The following is a 17,336-nucleotide window of genomic DNA, read 5'->3' on the forward strand; positions in this document are numbered from 1 at the left end:
GTACAGTGAACGGTAAATGATGAACATAGGCTTCTGTATATAGCTTGTCCATCGTTCACCGTTCATTTGTTTATCATCCTTACTATAAACTGTTTATCGTTAACTGTCATTATCATGAATAAACCTGTAAACCTTTTGGTAGGTGGGCTGACTTTGTTTGCAGCACAGGGTTGCAAAGCCCCGAAACAAGTAACAGTACAAGCTGAACATCCGAATATTATCTATGTATTTCCCGACCAATACCGTAACCAGGCGATGGGATTCTGGAATCAGGACGGATTCCGGGATAAAGTAAACTTTCAGGGCGACCCTGTTCATACTCCTAATCTGGATGCATTTGCCCGCGAATCCATGGTATTGTCTTCTGCGCAGAGCAACTGCCCGCTGAGTAGTCCTCATCGTGGAATGTTGTTGACCGGTATGTATCCCAACCGGAGCGGCGTGCCCTTGAACTGTAATTCTACACGTCCCATCAGCTCTTTGCGTGAAGATGCCGAATGTATCGGTGATGTATTCAGTAAAGCTGGTTATGACTGTGCTTATTTCGGAAAACTTCATGCCGACTTCCCGACTCCGAATGACCCCGAACATCCGGGACAATATGTAGAATCCAAACGTCCGGCATGGGATGCCTATACTCCGAAAGAACGTCGTCACGGATTTAACTACTGGTATTCTTACGGTACGTTTGATGAGCATAAGAATCCCCACTATTGGGATACGGACGGTAAGAGACATGACCCGAAAGAATGGTCTCCTTTGCACGAGTCGGGTAAGGTGGTTTCATATTTGAAAAATGAAGGTAACGTGCGCGATACGAAGAAACCTTTCTTTATCATGGTAGGAATGAACCCGCCTCATAGTCCGTATCGTTCTTTGGATGATTGTGAAGAACAGGATTTCAACCTTTACAAGAATAAGCCTTTGGATAGCCTGCTGGTTCGTCCGAATGTAGACCTGAAGATGGAAAAGGCGGAATCTGCCCGCTATTATTTTGCTTCCGTAACGGGGGTTGACCGTGCTTTTGGGCAGATTCTGGAAACGCTGAAAGAACTGGGACTGGATAAGAATACGGTTGTCATCTTCGCTTCCGACCATGGTGAAACGATGTGTAGCCAACGCACCGACGACCCGAAGAACTCGCCTTACTCCGAATCAATGAATATTCCGTTTATTGTGCGTTTCCCGGGTAAGATTCAACCGAGAGTAGACGACTTGTTGCTTTCATCACCGGATATTATGCCTACTGTGTTGGGCTTGTGCGGATTGGGTGATTCTATTCCTGCAGAAGTGCAAGGTCGTAACTTTGCCCCTCTCTTCTTCGATGAAAAGGCGGAAATTGTACGTCCGACGGGTGCATTGTATATTCAGAACTTGGACGGTGAAAAGGACGAAAACGGTTTGGTACAGACTTATTTCCCTTCTTCGAGAGGTATCAAGACGGCACAATATACATTGGCTTTATATATTGACCGTAATACGAAACAGTTAAAGAAAAGTCTTCTGTTTGATGACTTGAACGATCCTTATCAGTTGCACAATCTCCCTTTGGAAGAAAATAAGGAAGTAGTGGAGCAACTCTATCGTGAAATGGGAGCCATGCTGAAGGAAATTAACGATCCTTGGTATACGGAAAAGATTCTGTCGGACAGGATTTCGTATTAATTGGAACCTACATAGTTAAATGAAAATTAATATGCGATTGAATGAAAAATGCTTGTTTTATCATACTATTATTGCTTGGAAGCATTTCCTCTGCTTTTGCTCAATTCATTGGCTTTGAGGAGGAAGTGCCCGAAGCGTTCACAGTTTCCGGAAAAGGAGAAGTGAAGACATCTTCTCTCTTTTATAAGGAAGGAGAAAGCAGTTTGGAATGGGACTTTCAGCCCGGTTCTGCTTTGAATGTTCAAGTTTCCCCTTTATCGCTCAATGCGAAGAAAGAGAAGTTGTTTGGCATTACTTTGTGGATTTATAATGAGAAACCACAGCAGGATTCTATCCGTTTCGAGTTTCTGAATAAGGCGGGCGAAGTCTCTTATTGGTTCTCTTATCATTTGCAGGCAGCCGGTTGGCGTGCGTGCTGGATTTCTTTCGAGTATATGGAAGGAGAGAAGAAAGATAAGAATATCGTTGCTTATCGGTTGGTTGCTCCACAACGAAAAGGGCGTATTTTTCTTGACCGTCTGACATTTCCCGAGAAGAAGATGAATCTTCGTACTACTCCCGACCAACAGTTGCCGGCCAATAACGGTTTGTCCAATCGTGACCTCTGGCACTGGTGTCTCGTATGGAAATGGGAACAGCAATCATATGATATCCCGTTGGCATCCAAGTTGACCAGTCAGCAAAAGAAAGAGCTGAAGACCATCGAACAACGTCTGACTGACTTTTTAGAGGTGAAAAAAGCACCACAAGGACAGATTAACGCTGCCTATAAGACATTTGAGAAAGCCGGTATTACTCCGTCCGCCGCTGGTACGGGGTTTATTGGGGCACCTATCGTTGCTCCTGACGAGTTGAATAGAAAAAAGGGGGAGATGTCATGGAATGATATTGAAACCATGCTTTCCGGCTTTGCCTATGATATGTATTACAATCAGAATGAGACGTCGAAGAAGAATTACTTCACTGTGTTCGACTATGCCATTGACCAGGGATTTGCATTTGGTAGTGGTATGGGAACGAATCATCATTATGGCTATCAGATTCGTAAGATATATACCACTGCCTGGCTGATACGTGATGCGATTTATAAACATCCTCATCGGGATGCTTATCTGTCTACGTTGCGTTTTTGGGCGGCTTTGCAAGAAACTCGCCAGCCATGCTCTCCCTCACGTGATGAGTTGCTGGATTCATGGCATACGTTATTGATGGCGAAGTTCGTCTCCGCTATGATGTTTCCTGATGCAAGAGAACAGGAGCAGGCTTTGAGCGGTTTGTCCCGTTGGCTGTCTTCTTCCTTGCGTTATACGCCCGGAACGATTGGCGGTATAAAAGTGGACGGCACTACTTTCCATCACGGCGGTTTCTATCCGGGATATACTACCGGAGTACTGGCTACAGTAGGACAATTTATCGCTTTCACTAATGGAACGGGGTTTGAACTGACAGAAGATGCCCGTCAACATATGAAGTCGGCCTTTATTGCTATGCGCAATTATTGCAATCTTTATGAGTGGGGCATCGGCATCAGCGGTCGTCATCCTTTTGGTGGAAAAATGGGAAGTGACGATATAGAAGCGTTTGCCAACATTGCTTTGTCCGGCGACTTGTCCGGTCAGGGAAATACATTTGACCGTGGACTGGCTGCTGATTATTTGCGTCTCGTGCGTAACGAAGATACTCCGAATGCGCGTTTCTTTAAAAAAGAAGGTATCAAGCCTGCGCAGGCTCCGCAAGGATTCTTTGTTTATAATTATGGTTCGGCTGGTATTTTCCGCCGTGCGGATTGGATGGTGACGCTGAAAGGATATACGACCGATGTGTGGGGGGCTGAAATCTATACAAAAGATAACCGTTACGGACGTTATCAAAGCTATGGTTCGGTGCAGATTATGGGTAAGGGAAATCCCGTATCACGTGCCGGAAGCGGTTTTGTGCAGGAAGGATGGGATTGGAACCGTTTACCGGGTACAACGACTATTCATCTGCCTTTCGAGTTGCTGGATAGTCCGCTGAAAGGTACTACCATGGCTCATTCCAAGGAGAACTTCTCCGGTAGCAGTTCCTTGAATGGCACGAATGGCATGTTTGCCATGAAGTTAATGGAGCGTAATTTAGAGAACTTCACTCCTGATTTTGTAGCCCGTAAATCTGTATTTTGTTTTGATAACCGGATGATTTGCTTGGGAACGGGTATAACAAACAGTAATGCGGATTATCCTACGGAAACGACTCTTTTCCAGACAAAATACAATGGAGTGGATTCTAAAGTAGGAGAGGATAACTATTGGTTGCATGATGGTTATGATAATTATTATCATGTCGTGGACGGAACGGTTCGTTCGCAGGTGGCGGAACAGGAGTCACGCCATGAAAAGACCCGTGCGGTGACCAAAGGAAAATTCTCCTCGGCTTGGATAGAACATGGTAAAGCTCCGAAGAATGGAACATATGAGTATATGGTGCTGATACAACCGTCTGCTTCTGATTTGGAAGAAGTGCGTAAAACTCCCGTGTATGAGGTCTTGCAACGCGACCGGACAGCTCATGTGGTTTATGATAAAAAAACGGGTATTACGGCATACGCTGCTTTTGAAACTTACCAACCCGATGATGACAAACTGATTGCCGCTATTCCTGCGGAAACGATGGTTATGTATATGAAGGAATCGGATAAAGGTGTCCGTTTGAGTGTCTGTGACCCTAATTTGAATATCAAAGAGAAGGCTTATACGACGAAAGAACCGAGCCGTCCTATCTGTAAGGAAATACGCCTGAAGGGACACTGGACATTGACGGCTCCGATGGAAAATGTTCAGTTGGAGCAACAGGGAGAGAATGCCGTATTAATGGTGACCTGCCAACATGGACAACCTGTTGAAATGCTCCTGAATAAGAAGTGATTAGTGAATATAAAAGAGAAACTATTTTTAAAGGGTATTAGTTTACTGTATGTTTCTATGAAAAAAGAGAAGACCGGTTCGTGATGAGCCGGTCTTCTTTATTTTTTAGTCTGCACTGTAAAGTGCACTATTACTCGTCTTATTTATTCAGTCTCCATTCGAAACCGTTTTTCGTATCTTTAACCTCAAACCCGAGTGCAGTCAATGTATTGCGGATTTCATCGGAAGTAGCCCAGTCTTTATTGGCTTTTGCTTTCATACGCTGTTCCAGCAGCATATCTACCACCTTGCCGTAAGCAGCTTCACGTCCGTCGGAAGACCCTTTTTCCTCTTTCAGCCCCATGATGTCGAAACTGAACAGATGAAACGTTTCTTTCAATTCTTTCAGGGCTTCGGCAGAAATCGTAGCATTTCCGGCGATGATATTGTTAATGATACGTGCGCCTTCGAAAAGCTGTGCGATGACGATAGGGGTATTCAGGTCATCGTTCATTGCTTCATAACATTTGGTACGCAGCTCTTTTACATTAATACCTTCTGAAGTTGCTGTCGCAGGAGTTATCTTTTCCAATGCGTCAATGGCTTCCATCAGACGTTGCAGCCCCTTTTCCGATGCTTGCAATGCTTCATTGCTGAAGTCAACCGTGCTGCGGTAATGAGCTTGCAGGATGAAGAAACGGATGGTCATCGGCGTGTAGGCTTGTGCCAATAACTTATGAGTACCGTTGAAGAATTCGTCCAGCGTAATGAAGTTGCCGAGTGATTTCCCCATCTTTGTACCGTTGATGGTTATCATGTTGTTGTGCATCCAGTAGTGAACCATGTCGTCACCTTGTGAGGCTACCGATTGTGCGATTTCACATTCGTGGTGCGGGAAAATCAAGTCCATTCCTCCACCGTGGATGTCGAAGTGTTCGCCCAGATACTTGCGTCCCATAGCGGTACATTCGGCGTGCCATCCGGGGAAACCGTCGCTCCACGGAGACGGCCAGCGCATGATATGTTCCGGTTGTGCCTTTTTCCAAAGAGCGAAGTCGGCAGGATTACGCTTTTCGCTTTGTCCGTCAAGGTCGCGGGTGGTATTCAGCACATCGTCCAGATTGCGTCCGGACAGTTTACCGTAGTGATGGTCTTTATTATATTTGGCTACATCGAAGTAGACGGAGCCTTCGCTTTCGTAAGCGTATCCGGCATCCAGAATCTTCTGTACCAGTTGGATTTGTTCGATGATATGGCCCGATGCGTGCGGCTCGATGCTCGGAGAAAGCACATTGAGCGCTTCCATTGCTTTATGGTAGCGGTTCAGGTAATACTGAACGACTTCCATCGGCTCCAGTTCTTCCAGGCGGGCTTTCTTGGCAATTTTATCTTCTCCTTCGTCAGCATCATGTTCTAAATGGCCAACGTCGGTAATATTGCGTACATAACGTACTTTATATCCTAGATGAGTGAGATAGCGGAAGAGTACGTCAAAGGTTATGGCTGGACGGGCGTGTCCCAAATGTGCATCACCGTAAACAGTCGGCCCGCACACATACATACCTACATGAGGTGTGTGGAGCGGTACGAATAACTCTTTCTTTCTATCTAACGTGTTGTAAATGGTAAGTTGATGTTCCATAACATTTTATATTTGTTCTATTGGAACTGCAAAGTTAGTATAAAATCTGAATATGCGCCCTATTGTTGATAGAGAAACTTGTCAATAGCTTCGGCCACACCGTCTTCCTCATTGCTTGAAGTGATATAATCCGCCGCTTTTTTCACCGGTTCCTGTGCATTGCCCATGGCAATGCCTAGTCCTGCAAACTTTATCATGGACAGGTCGTTGTAACCGTCGCCTATTGCTATGACTTCTTCGCGTTCTATTCCTGTCTCTTTTAATAAAACGCCAAGAGACAGAGCTTTGTCGATTCCCTGCGGGACTAATTCGAGAAAATAAGGCTCTGAACGGAATACATTAATGCGTCCTTGCAACCGGAGACAAAGTTCGGCTTCCAGGGGAATGAGCTTGTCGGCATCTCCCACAATCAGGCATTTGGCTACCGGAAGCGTGATGTCTGTCAGGAAATCGTTTGTTTCCCTGATTGCCATTTTATTAAGGAAAGCCTCTTTCTGCACATATGGGTCTTGGGAGTTCTCGGTAACGATTTCTGCTCCGTCGTAAGTTAGTATGCTGAGATGGTGGGTGCGGGCACATTCATAAAGTACCGGAATGACATCATTCGGCAATACATTTTCGTAAATCATTTCTTGTGTTTCCCAGTTGATGATTTCCCCTCCGTTATAGGACAGGATGAACCCGCCGAACTCATTCATACGCAGTTCATTGGCAAGCGGTACAATGCCATAAGTAGGCCGTCCGGAAGCGAGTACCAGCCGGACACCTTGTTCTTGTACACGTATCAGCGTCTCCTTGTTGCGGGGAGTAATTTCTTTCTTGGAATTGGTGAGTGTGCCGTCAAGGTCGAGCACGATAAGTTTGTATTTCATGTAGTGTCATTTTGTGTGCAAAGATAGGAGAAAAATGTATTGCTGCAAGATGTGTGTAGGTAAAGATGTGACTTTTATACTTTCTGCCTGATTTTTATTTCAACAAATCCGCCCACTGTTCATTACTTAATGCAGGCAGTGCGTCACTGTCGGTGATGAATGTTTCCGCCAGTCTCCGCTTATCTTCCTGTAGCTGGAGGATTTTTTCCTCAATGCTGTTCTGTGTAATAAAGCGATAAGCAATGACTTGTTTGTCCTGCCCGATGCGGTGTGCCCGGGCGATGGCTTGTGCTTCGGCGGCAGGGTTCCACCACGGGTCGATGATAAATACATAATCGGCTTGTGTCAGGTTAAGACCTACTCCGCCGGCTTTCAAGGAAATAAGAAATGCCTGAACGTCATTTTGTTCGGTGAAATGGGCTATTTCTGAAGGACGGTTGTTGGTAGAGCCGGTCAGTAAGGCGTATTTCCAACCTTTTTGTCGGAATATCTCGGCCAGTATCTCCAGATGCTTGACAAACGATGAGAAAATGAGCACTTTGTGTCCTTCGCTTCGCAGTGTGTCGAAGGTCTCGATGATTTGTTCCGTTTTTCCGGATACTCCGTTAAATTCCGGAAAGATAAGTTGCGGATGGCAAGCCAGTTGGCGGAGACGCAGGATACCGTTCAAGATGCTGAATGTATGGAATCTGTCTCTGCTCTCTGGTTGTTGGAGTAATATATTGCGCAGGCTGTTTTTCTCTTGTTCATACCATCCTTCCTGCTTTTCGGACATATCGCAATAGATTGTTTCTTCGGTGAGCGGAGGAAGTTCCGGGGCCACTTCGCTTTTGCTTCTTCGAAGGATAAACGGGGCGATTAACTGTTGCAGCCTTTTCTCCATGCGGATATTCCCTTGTCGGATCGGAATGATAAACTGTTTGTGGAAAGCACTTTCTTCTCCCAATAAGTCCGGTTGCAGGAAACGGAACTGTGCCCACAAATCTTTGAGTGAGTTCTCGATAGGCGTACCGGTAAGTGCGATCCGGTGTTTGCTTTGCAGTTGGATAACCGAACGGAATGTAAGTGAATCATTATTCTTGATATTCTGGCTCTCATCAAGTACGATGTATTCGAATGTGTAGGAGCGGAGCGTATCTATATTGTTCCTCATCATTCCGTAAGTCGTGAATATCAGATGGAAACGTTTGAAGAACTTTTCCGGATGTCCTTTGGGAAACGTCGTACCGCTATTATATTCGGCTACCGAAAGAGTGGTGAAACGTTTGGCCTCTCTCCGCCAGTTGTGGAGTAGGGAAGTGGGGACAACAATCAGCGTGGCGGGTTTGCGGGAGTTTCTTCCATATTTCTGTCTGCGGTCTTCTTCTCTGGGTATATTTTTCTCCCTGATTTCCCGGGCGTCCGGCAGTAATTCATCTTCCGAAGAGAATGAGAATAAGGAGAATTGTCCCTCGGCGTCTGCTGTCTGCTTTTGGGCAAGATGGTCGTCGGAAGTGGAAAGTGCTGCCGGAACCGTTTCTGAATGGTCGGCTGCTTCGGGAACGGCAGGCTTGTATATATACTGTAGGAGTGTCAGCGTCTGGAGTGTCTTTCCAAGTCCCATATCGTCTGCCAGGCATCCGCCGAATCCTAGCTTGTTCAACTGTACCATCCATGAGAATCCTTTCTGCTGATAGGGGCGTAGTTGCGCTTTCAGCCCTTGAGGAACGGCAATATTGCGTATCTCTTTTTTGAAAGTCAGGTATTTAGGACTGTTTTCTTCCAAGGCAGATTGTACGGCACCGACAAAAGTCGGTTTCAGGCGAATTCCGGTCTCTGTTTGAGTGCCCAGTTCCAATAGGTTTCCGTATTTGCTGAACCATTCTTCCGGTAAGAGAATCATACGTCCGTCCGGCAGCAGAAACTCTCTCTTCTCTTCGAGGATATGCTTGCGGAAGCGTGAGAAGGGGATACGCAGATTACCGATGACTACGGTGATATGCAGTTCGAACCAGTCCGGTTCGTTATCACAACTTTGTTCAATATGAATCTCGTCCAGACAGTAAGGAATATTCCCCATATTTCCGGTCAGCAGGAAAGACTGTTGGAGCATTCTCCGATATTTGCCTATCCATTCGGTGATGGTCTTTTCGGGGGCATCGGGGGATAGCTTGAAGTGGACGTCACTGATTCGTTGCAATCCCGAATCGGTTAACAACCGGAGCTTTTCTTCTTCAGCAATGATATCCCGCTGGAAAAAGAAGATTTCACCGGAGTCTTTCCGGTAAATGATTTTCTTCATTTCGGTCACTGTATCAGGAGTGAACAACTGGTCGCCGTAACGGAAGCCGAGCCGCAACATCTGCTCGTCATAAATGGTAGCTTCAAGTGACAGGAGAGCCTCGCACGTATGTATTTCTTCAACGATGTTCAATCCTTGAGTCATAATTTCATGATAGCGTGCTATCGGAATGACAATGTTGTCGATATATTTCTCGATCTGGGAGGCGGGGACACTAATCTTCTTTTTCTTGGTAAAAGGCAGGATGCGTGTACTCTCAATATGTGGGAAGAAGTATAGCTCCATTCCCAATAAAAGGATTGCCGGAGAGGAAGTCAGCACGATAACAGGTTTCTGCTCGCTTAAAGAAAGCGGTTGTCCGTCATAATAGCATTGCAATTGGTAACGGAAGTTAATTTCATCAGCAAGAAACGTAAAATGAATTTCCACATCGTGAGGATGGATATGATAGGCATGATGGGCATATAGCAGTTTGCTGCCGGCTTGTTTCTGATAAAGAGGCAGGTTATGGTAACGTATCAATGTCAGCATCTCTTGCAACTTTTTCTCGATGAATGGGCGGATATTGTTCTTGACCCGTTCCGGATCTTCGGATAGCTTGCGTAGAAAGCGGGATACTGCTTTCTCACGCGAATAGATTCCCATCAGATATTTTTCCGTGTAATGGGAAGCGATGTCGATAGCTTGCCGTTCCGCTTCGCTCATACGGCAGATTGCTTCGGGGGAAGCATGGAAGGCTTGCTCTATGAGTTGCCATGTACCGTCGTCAGATTTCTCTGCACTGTAAGGAATCAGCAGTGTACCAAACGTAGGATGTTCGGCTAAAACGATGATAACTTGTCCGGTAGTTGCTTTCTCTTTCATTCTCTCTGCACTTTAACCAACAAAGATACGGGAAAATCCTTAATTTTGCAGCATGATGGAAGAAAACAAACGAGTATTGTTAGGAATGAGTGGTGGCACGGACAGCTCCGTGGCTGCTATGCGGTTGCTGGATGCCGGATATGAGGTGATCGGAGTTACTTTTCGTTTTTATGAACTGAATGACTCGACCGAGTATTTGGAGGACGCCCGCGCTCTGGCGGAGCGTTTGGGAATCCGTCATATTACGTATGATGCCCGTGAGGTATTCCGTGAACAGATTATCGAGTATTTTGTGCGTGAATATATGGTGGGACATACTCCTGTGCCCTGCACGTTGTGCAACAACTGTCTGAAATGGCCGCTTCTTTCGAAAATTGCCGATGAAATGGGCATTTTTTATATTGCAACGGGGCATTATGTTCGGAAAGTAAAGGTGGATGGTACCTACTACATAACTTATGCTGCCGACGCGGATAAAGATCAGACTTTTTTCTTATGGGGACTTAAACAGGATATCCTTCAGAGAATGTTACTTCCGATGGGAGATATAACCAAAGTGGAAGCACGTGCTTTTGCTTCTGAACGGGGATTTCAGAAAGTTGCGGTGAAAAAGGATAGTTTAGGCGTTTGCTTTTGTCCGATGGATTATCGGAGCTTTCTGAAAAACTGGTTGGTCAGGAATGGTCAGACATTAGTCAGGAATGGTCAGACGTTGGTCAGGAATGGTCAGATGTTAGTCGGAAATGGTCAGCCATGGTCAGAAATGGTCAGACGTGGAAGATTCGTCGATGAAAAGGGAGCTTTTATTGCTTGGCACGAAGGTTATCCTTTTTATACTGTCGGACAGCGGCGTGGTTTGGGGATTCATTTGAATCGCCCCGTTTTTGTGAAGGAAATCCGTCCTGAGAAGAATGAAGTGGTGCTCGCGTCCCTGCAGGCTTTAGAGAAAACGAAGATGTTTCTTAAAGATTGGAATATAGTTAGTCGGGAACGTCTGTTGGGGCATACCGATGTTATTGTGAAAATCCGCTATCGGAAACAGGAAAACCATTGTACAGTGACGGTTACATCTGATAATCTTCTGTATGTACAACTTCACGAACCCTTGACGGCTATTGCTCCTGGACAAGCTGCTGCGTTTTATAAAGATGGTTTGTTGTTGGGTGGTGGAATTATTATGGAATAATCATCAACGAAGAATCAGAGCATATAGTTCCGTGATTTGTTCCATGGGGTGAAACTGTTTGTTTCTCGGTGTGAAACAGAGTGTTTCAAGCAGTGAAACAAATAGTTTCAAGTATGTGAATAAATTTATTCGGATGGTTTTACTTGTTGTTCAATGCGAGCATTGCTTCAATATATTCGCGTGTATTGCTTAGTCTGGGTACTTTGTGCTGTCCGCCTAATTTGCCTTTCTGTGCCAGCCAGTCATGAAACAATTCCGGGCGCGCCACGATGACTTCCAATGGCTGCAATGCAATGTCTTTCCAGCGTTTCGCTTCATAGTCCGAATTTACTTCTTTCAATGTGGCATCAAGTATTGCGGCGAATTTATCTACGGAATCCGGCATTTTGGCAAATTCTATCAGCCATTGGTGACGGCATTTTGCGTGCTCATCCATGAATACCGGTGCGGCGGAATATTCACTCACCTGTGCTCCGGTCTCAGCGCAAGCTTTTGCCAGGCCTTTTTCAGCGTTATCTACAATCAGTTCTTCGCCGAAAGCATTAATGAAATGTTTCGTCCGTCCTGTGATAACGAACTTATAAGGGTTCTTGCTTGTAAACTTCACTGTATCTCCGATCATATATCTCCATAATCCGCAGGAAGTAGAAATCACCATTGCGTAATTCTTGTCCAACTCTACCTCTTCAAGGCAATATGCCCGCGGATTCTCTTTTCCAACTTCCTCCAACGGAACAAATTCATAGAAGATTCCGTAGTCAATCATCAATAACATAGAAGGGTCGGAAAGGTCATTCTGTGTGCCGAAATATCCTTCGGAAGCATTGTAAGTCTCTACATAGTGCATCTTCGGTGAATGAATCACCTGCTTGTACTGCTCGCGATAAGGTGTGAAGGCTACTCCGCCGTGGAAGAACACTTCCAGATTGGGCCATACTTCCTCTAATGTCCGTTTTCCGGTTTTCTCAAGAACTCGTTTGATAAGCACTAGCATCCAGGACGGTACGCCGGACAAACTGGTTACATTTACCGGAATGGTACTGTTGGCAATTGCTTCTATTTTCGTTTCCCATTCGCTCATCAAAGCAATCTTCTTGCTTGGCACGCGGACGAAATTAATAAGCGGGTTTACATTTTGGATTAGAATAGCTGATAAATCTCCAACCAGGCTATGACTGGAATTAAGGTTCGGACTGTGGCTGCCGCCCAGAATCAATCCCTTGCCGGAAAAAAAGTGGCTGTCCGGATTGATACGGAAATAAAGAGCCGCGGCATCTTTGCCACCTCTGTAATGAATATCCTCCAAGGCTTCCTTGCTGACGGGAAGAAACTTACTTTTATCATTAGTCGTACCGGATGATTTGGCGAACCAGCGTATTTCCGACGGCCAAAGCAGGTTTTGTTCTCCTGCCCGCAAACGTTCCACATAGGGCTTAATTTCTTCATAAGTCTGAATGGGAAGGCGTTTTCTGAAATCTTCATAGCTGCGGATAGAGGAGTAGTCGTACTTTTTCCCCCATTCAGTCCGTGCAGCCTGCTGCACCAAGCGATTCAATACACGATGTTGAATCTCACTTGCCTGAGTAGCATATAGATCTATTTGTTTTAAACGGGAGTCAAAAGTCTTACTAATAATTTTTGTAATATTCATTTCTGCTTTAACATAATAATGTTTAGTCGTGCAAAAGTAACTTATTTATCTTTTTTTTCTATCTTTACGACGGAAATAATCGTTAAAATTGACGAGTTTACTAGAATCCCCGAGTTTTTGACTAAAAAATGCGACAATGAGAATCGGAATCTTAACCTCAGGCGGGGACTGCCCCGGTATTAATGCCACCATTCGTGGCGTGTGTAAGACAGCCATCAATTATTATGGGATGGAAGTGATTGGTATTCACAGCGGCTTTCAGGGGTTGCTGACGAAAGACGTCGAGTCTTTTACGGATAAATCATTGTCTGGTTTGCTGAATCTTGGCGGGACGATGTTGGGCACTTCTCGTGAAAAGCCCTTTAAAAAAGGGGGAGTTATCTCGGATGTTGACAAACCGGCACTGATTCTTCAGAATATTAAGGAGATGGGGCTGGATTGTGTAGTCTGCATCGGGGGAAACGGAACGCAGAAGACTGCTGCCAAGTTTGCCGCGATGGGCGTGAATATAGTATCAGTCCCGAAAACCATTGATAATGACATTTGGGGGACGGATATCTCTTTCGGATTCGATTCGGCTGTAAGCATCGCTACGGATGCCATCGACCGTCTGCATTCTACTGCCAGTTCCCATAAAAGGGTGATGGTGATTGAAGTGATGGGGCATAAAGCCGGGTGGATAGCTTTGTATTCCGGTATGGCGGGTGGGGGAGACGTTATCCTTGTCCCTGAAATCCCTTATAGCATAAAGAATATTGGCAATACAATTCTGGAAAGACTGAAAAAGGGGAAGCCTTATTCTATTGTAGTAGTAGCCGAAGGGATTCAGACAGACGGCCGTAAACGTGCTGCAGAATATATTGCACAGGAGATTGAATATGAAACCGGAATTGAGACTCGTGAAACTGTATTGGGGTATATCCAGCGCGGCGGTTCGCCTACTCCTTTCGACCGGAATCTGTCGACCCGTATGGGCGGTCATGCAACGGAACTGATTGCTAATGGGGAATTTGGACGTATGGTCGCTTTGAACGGAGACAATATTTCGTCTATCCCTCTCGAGGAAGTCGCGGGGAAATTAAAACTAGTTACTGAAGATCACGATCTTGTGATTCAGGGGCGCCGTATGGGGATTTGCTTTGGTTAGATTCCGTAAATGATTATGCCATAGCTGTTTCGCTGTCGGCAGGCAGGCTCTCTTTTGATATGTTTTCAAGTTCCGTCTCGGAGTCTGTATCCGTTTCGGCTTCAGATTCATCTGTCATTGCCGATTGTGATGTTTTTGACTCGTTAATGGTCGTAATGAATACCGGGTCTTTCACTTTCTTGATAGCCATCTGGGCGGCATTCTGCTGAGACTCTTTTTTTGAATATCCGGTACCTGTCCCGGCAGGAAGCCCTTCAATGCGTATTTCTGTCTGGAATACTGGATTGCTGTCTTTATCAAGGAATTGTTCTATTAACTCAAAAGAAACTTCCATCTTACTTTTCTGGCTCCATTCGATTAACTTGGATTTGAAGTTAACCTCCTTACGGGATATTTTATCCAGGTCGATGTAACGGTTGATGATTCGTTGCTCCATAAACTGTTTGCAACGTTCATACCCCTGATCCAGATAAATGGCTCCGATAAATGCTTCAAAAGCATTTCCGTACATATAACTGTTGTGAGAAGAAGAGCGGGTAGAATACTTTATGAGTTTATCCAAACCAATCTCGACAGCCAACTTGTTCAGAGTCTCCCGTTGTACAATCTTGGAACGGGTATTTGTCAGAAAACCTTCCCGTTTTCCTTCAAAACGCTTGTAGACAATATCTCCCACGATGGCGTCAAGGATGGCGTCACCGAGAAATTCCAGTCGCTCATTATTCAAAGGACGTCCTTTTTCCGAGCGGACAGAAGTTGATTTGTGCAGAAGGGCCTGCTCGTAAAGCCGGATATTACGCGGGTAGAACCCGAGTATCCGGTAAAAACAAAGATAAGACTCTCTGTCCTTGCGGAACAGGAGCCTTATCTTATCTATTTGGTTACGTAACACGATATTACTCAGCGTATTTCTTGAAGATAACGCACGCATTGTGACCGCCGAATCCAAATGTGTTGGACAAGGCAACATTAACTTCGCGTTTCTGTGCTTTGTTGAACGTGAAATTAAGGTTATAGTCGATATTCTCGTCGTTGTCACCTTCTTCGTGGTTGATAGTCGGAGGAACAATACCGTTCTTGATGGCAAGGATACTTGCAATAGATTCTACCGCACCGGCAGCACCCAGCAAATGGCCTGTCATTGATTTTGTTGAACTGATATTCAATTCGAACGCATGGTCACCGAATACTTCCTTAATCGCTTTTGCTTCTGAAATATCACCTACCGGAGTAGATGTACCGTGTACATTGATGTAATCTACTTCTTTCGGATCCATTTCTGCATCTTCCAGTGCATTTCTCATCACCAGTTTAGCTCCCAGACCTTCCGGATGAGAAGCAGTCAAGTGATGTGCATCAGCAGACATACCTACACCGGCAACTTCTGCGTAGATTTTTGCACCACGTGCCTTAGCATGTTCCAACTCTTCCAGAATCAGACAGCCGCCGCCTTCACCCATTACGAAACCGTCACGGCTTGCGCTGAACGGACGTGAAGCTTTGGAAGCCTCGTCGTTGCGGGTTGACAGAGCATGCATAGCGTTGAATCCACCCACACCTGCAGGGAAAATAGCTGCTTCCGAACCACCGGATATAATCACATTTGCTTTGCCCAGACGAATCAGGTTGAAAGCATCTGCAATAGCATTGGTAGAAGTAGCACATGCTGAACAAGTCGCATAATTAGGACCGTGGAAACCATACATGATAGAAATCTGTCCGGCAGCGATATCCGAAATCATCTTTGGAATGAAGAACGGATTAAACTTCGGACCCATTTCCTGACGAGTGTAGTAGTTGCCTACCTCTTCTTCAAATGTATGTATACCACCAATACCGGCGCCGAAAATAACACCGATTTTGTTCAAGTCTTCTTTCTCTGTGTCAAGACCGGAGTCTGCTACCGCTTCTTTGGCAACAGCGATGGCGTACTGAGTGTACAAATCCATTTTTCTTGCTTCTTTGCGGTCGATGTATTTTGTTGCATCGAAGTTCTTCACTTCGCATGCGAATTGGGTCTTGAAAAGCGACGCATCAAAATGAGTAATAGGTCCTGCTCCACTAACCCCGTTCACAATGTTTTCCCAAAATTCGGGAACGCTGTTGCCAACGGGAGTAATGGCGCCAAGGCCTGTTACTACCACTCTTTTTAATTCCATATTGATGAAATCGGATAATTACTTAGCGTGTTCTTCGATATAAGATACAGCATCACCTACAGTACCAATCTTTTCTGCTTGGTCATCAGGAATAGAGATACCGAATTCTTTTTCGAATTCCATGATAAGTTCTACAGTGTCAAGAGAATCAGCTCCCAGGTCGTTAGTGAAGCTAGCTTCGTTAGTAACTTCTGATTCTTCTACGCCTAATTTATCGACGATAATCGCTTTCACTCTTGATGCAATTTCAGACATAACTTTAAGTTTTTAATTAATAATTAGTTTTATTTCTTTAAATTTGCGGTGCAAAGGAATGAATATTTATCGTTTTGCGCAAATATTTGACTAAATAAATGCAATGTTTTGCACATTTTTCACTGTTTTGTGCATCGAATTTGAGAGTTATGAAGAAAAACATCGCAATTTTCGCTTCCGGTTCCGGTTCAAATGCCGAGAATATTATCCGGTATTTCCAAAAAAACGATTCCGTTCAGGTTTCGTTGGTACTTTCTAATAAGAGTGATGCCTATGTTTTAGAACGTGCGCATCGCCTGGGAGTGCCCTGTAACGTGTTTCCAAAGGAAGATTGGATAGCCGGAGACGAAATTCTGGCTGTATTGCAAGAGTTCCGCATTGATTTAATCGTGCTGGCAGGCTTTCTGATTCGTGTACCGGATTTGCTTTTGTATGCTTATCCCGATAAAATTATAAATATACATCCGGCTCTTCTGCCTAAATATGGTGGAAAAGGAATGTATGGCGATCGTGTTCATCAGGCAGTGGTAGCCGCCGGTGAAAAAGAAAGCGGCATCACTATACATTATATTAATGAGCATTATGATAAAGGGGACACAATCTTTCAGGCTGTCTGTCCCATATTTCCGACAGATTCTCCTGATGATGTGGCAAAGAAAATACATGCTTTGGAGTATGAGCACTTTCCTTTGGTCATAGAAAAACTGTTGAATGAGAAATAAAGATAAGGTA

The 17,336-nt window shown here is 44.9% G+C and carries 12 protein-coding genes; 5 read left to right on the plus strand and 7 right to left on the minus strand.

The window, feature by feature from the left end; genetic code table 11:
- Positions 1 to 114: 114 nt before the first annotated feature.
- The gene (locus RDN93_RS01420) at positions 115 to 1,665 is read left to right on the plus strand and encodes a sulfatase (protein WP_308743892.1); all 1,551 of its coding nucleotides are present in this window, start codon (positions 115 to 117) and stop codon (positions 1,663 to 1,665) included.
- A gap of 41 nt (positions 1,666 to 1,706) precedes the next feature.
- Complete coding sequence (locus tag RDN93_RS01425; RefSeq protein WP_308743893.1) at positions 1,707 to 4,568, plus strand: chondroitinase family polysaccharide lyase; 2,862 nt, start codon at positions 1,707 to 1,709, stop codon at positions 4,566 to 4,568.
- Positions 4,569 to 4,707: 139 nt separating this feature from the next.
- Here RDN93_RS01425 and cysS read toward each other — a convergent pair whose 3' ends face one another.
- The 3 genes from cysS to RDN93_RS01440 form a co-directional block, all read right to left on the minus strand.
- Positions 4,708 to 6,189, minus strand: a complete 1,482-nt coding sequence (gene cysS, locus RDN93_RS01430; RefSeq protein ID WP_308743894.1) for a cysteine--tRNA ligase — start codon at positions 6,187 to 6,189, stop codon at positions 4,708 to 4,710.
- A 59-nt stretch (positions 6,190 to 6,248) separates the two neighbouring features.
- On the minus strand, positions 6,249 to 7,061 hold the full coding sequence (locus tag RDN93_RS01435) for a Cof-type HAD-IIB family hydrolase (protein WP_308743895.1): 813 nt from the start codon (positions 7,059 to 7,061) through the stop codon (positions 6,249 to 6,251).
- Between the two features lie 94 nt (positions 7,062 to 7,155).
- On the minus strand, positions 7,156 to 10,206 hold the full coding sequence (locus RDN93_RS01440; protein ID WP_308743896.1) for a DEAD/DEAH box helicase: 3,051 nt from the start codon (positions 10,204 to 10,206) through the stop codon (positions 7,156 to 7,158).
- Between the two features lie 52 nt (positions 10,207 to 10,258).
- Between RDN93_RS01440 and mnmA the strand changes: the two genes are divergently transcribed.
- Entirely contained in the window at positions 10,259 to 11,392 is a 1,134-nt protein-coding gene (gene mnmA, locus RDN93_RS01445) for a tRNA 2-thiouridine(34) synthase MnmA (protein ID WP_308743897.1), read from the plus strand.
- A 139-nt stretch (positions 11,393 to 11,531) separates the two neighbouring features.
- Here the strand turns inward: mnmA and RDN93_RS01450 are convergent, their stop codons facing one another.
- Positions 11,532 to 13,043, minus strand: coding sequence for a GH3 auxin-responsive promoter family protein (locus tag RDN93_RS01450; RefSeq protein WP_308743898.1), 1,512 nt, complete (start codon positions 13,041 to 13,043; stop codon positions 11,532 to 11,534).
- A gap of 136 nt (positions 13,044 to 13,179) precedes the next feature.
- On the opposite strand from RDN93_RS01450, the gene RDN93_RS01455 reads away from it, so the two are divergent.
- Positions 13,180 to 14,190 (plus strand): ATP-dependent 6-phosphofructokinase, encoded by a 1,011-nt coding sequence (locus RDN93_RS01455; protein ID WP_308743899.1) that lies wholly within the window; start codon positions 13,180 to 13,182, stop codon positions 14,188 to 14,190.
- Between the two features lie 13 nt (positions 14,191 to 14,203).
- Here RDN93_RS01455 and rnc read toward each other — a convergent pair whose 3' ends face one another.
- The 3 genes from rnc to RDN93_RS01470 are packed head-to-tail and all read right to left on the minus strand — an operon-like array spanning position 14,204 to position 16,604.
- Positions 14,204 to 15,121, minus strand: coding sequence for a ribonuclease III (gene rnc, locus RDN93_RS01460; protein ID WP_308743900.1), 918 nt, complete (start codon positions 15,119 to 15,121; stop codon positions 14,204 to 14,206).
- The gene (gene fabF / locus RDN93_RS01465) at positions 15,087 to 16,349 is read right to left on the minus strand and encodes a beta-ketoacyl-ACP synthase II (protein ID WP_308743901.1); all 1,263 of its coding nucleotides are present in this window, start codon (positions 16,347 to 16,349) and stop codon (positions 15,087 to 15,089) included. The genes rnc and fabF overlap by 35 nt, the downstream gene beginning before the upstream one ends.
- 18 nt (positions 16,350 to 16,367) lie before the next feature.
- Positions 16,368 to 16,604, minus strand: a complete 237-nt coding sequence (locus RDN93_RS01470) for an acyl carrier protein (RefSeq protein ID WP_004291965.1) — start codon at positions 16,602 to 16,604, stop codon at positions 16,368 to 16,370.
- Between the two features lie 98 nt (positions 16,605 to 16,702).
- Between RDN93_RS01470 and purN the strand changes: the two genes are divergently transcribed.
- Positions 16,703 to 17,326: a phosphoribosylglycinamide formyltransferase gene (purN, locus tag RDN93_RS01475; protein ID WP_308743904.1), complete on the plus strand. Its 624-nt coding sequence runs from the start codon at positions 16,703 to 16,705 to the stop codon at positions 17,324 to 17,326.
- Positions 17,327 to 17,336: the final 10 nt, after the last annotated feature.

It is taken from the genome of uncultured Bacteroides sp. (assembly GCF_902491285.1).
Lineage (GTDB): Bacteria > Bacteroidota > Bacteroidia > Bacteroidales > Bacteroidaceae > Bacteroides.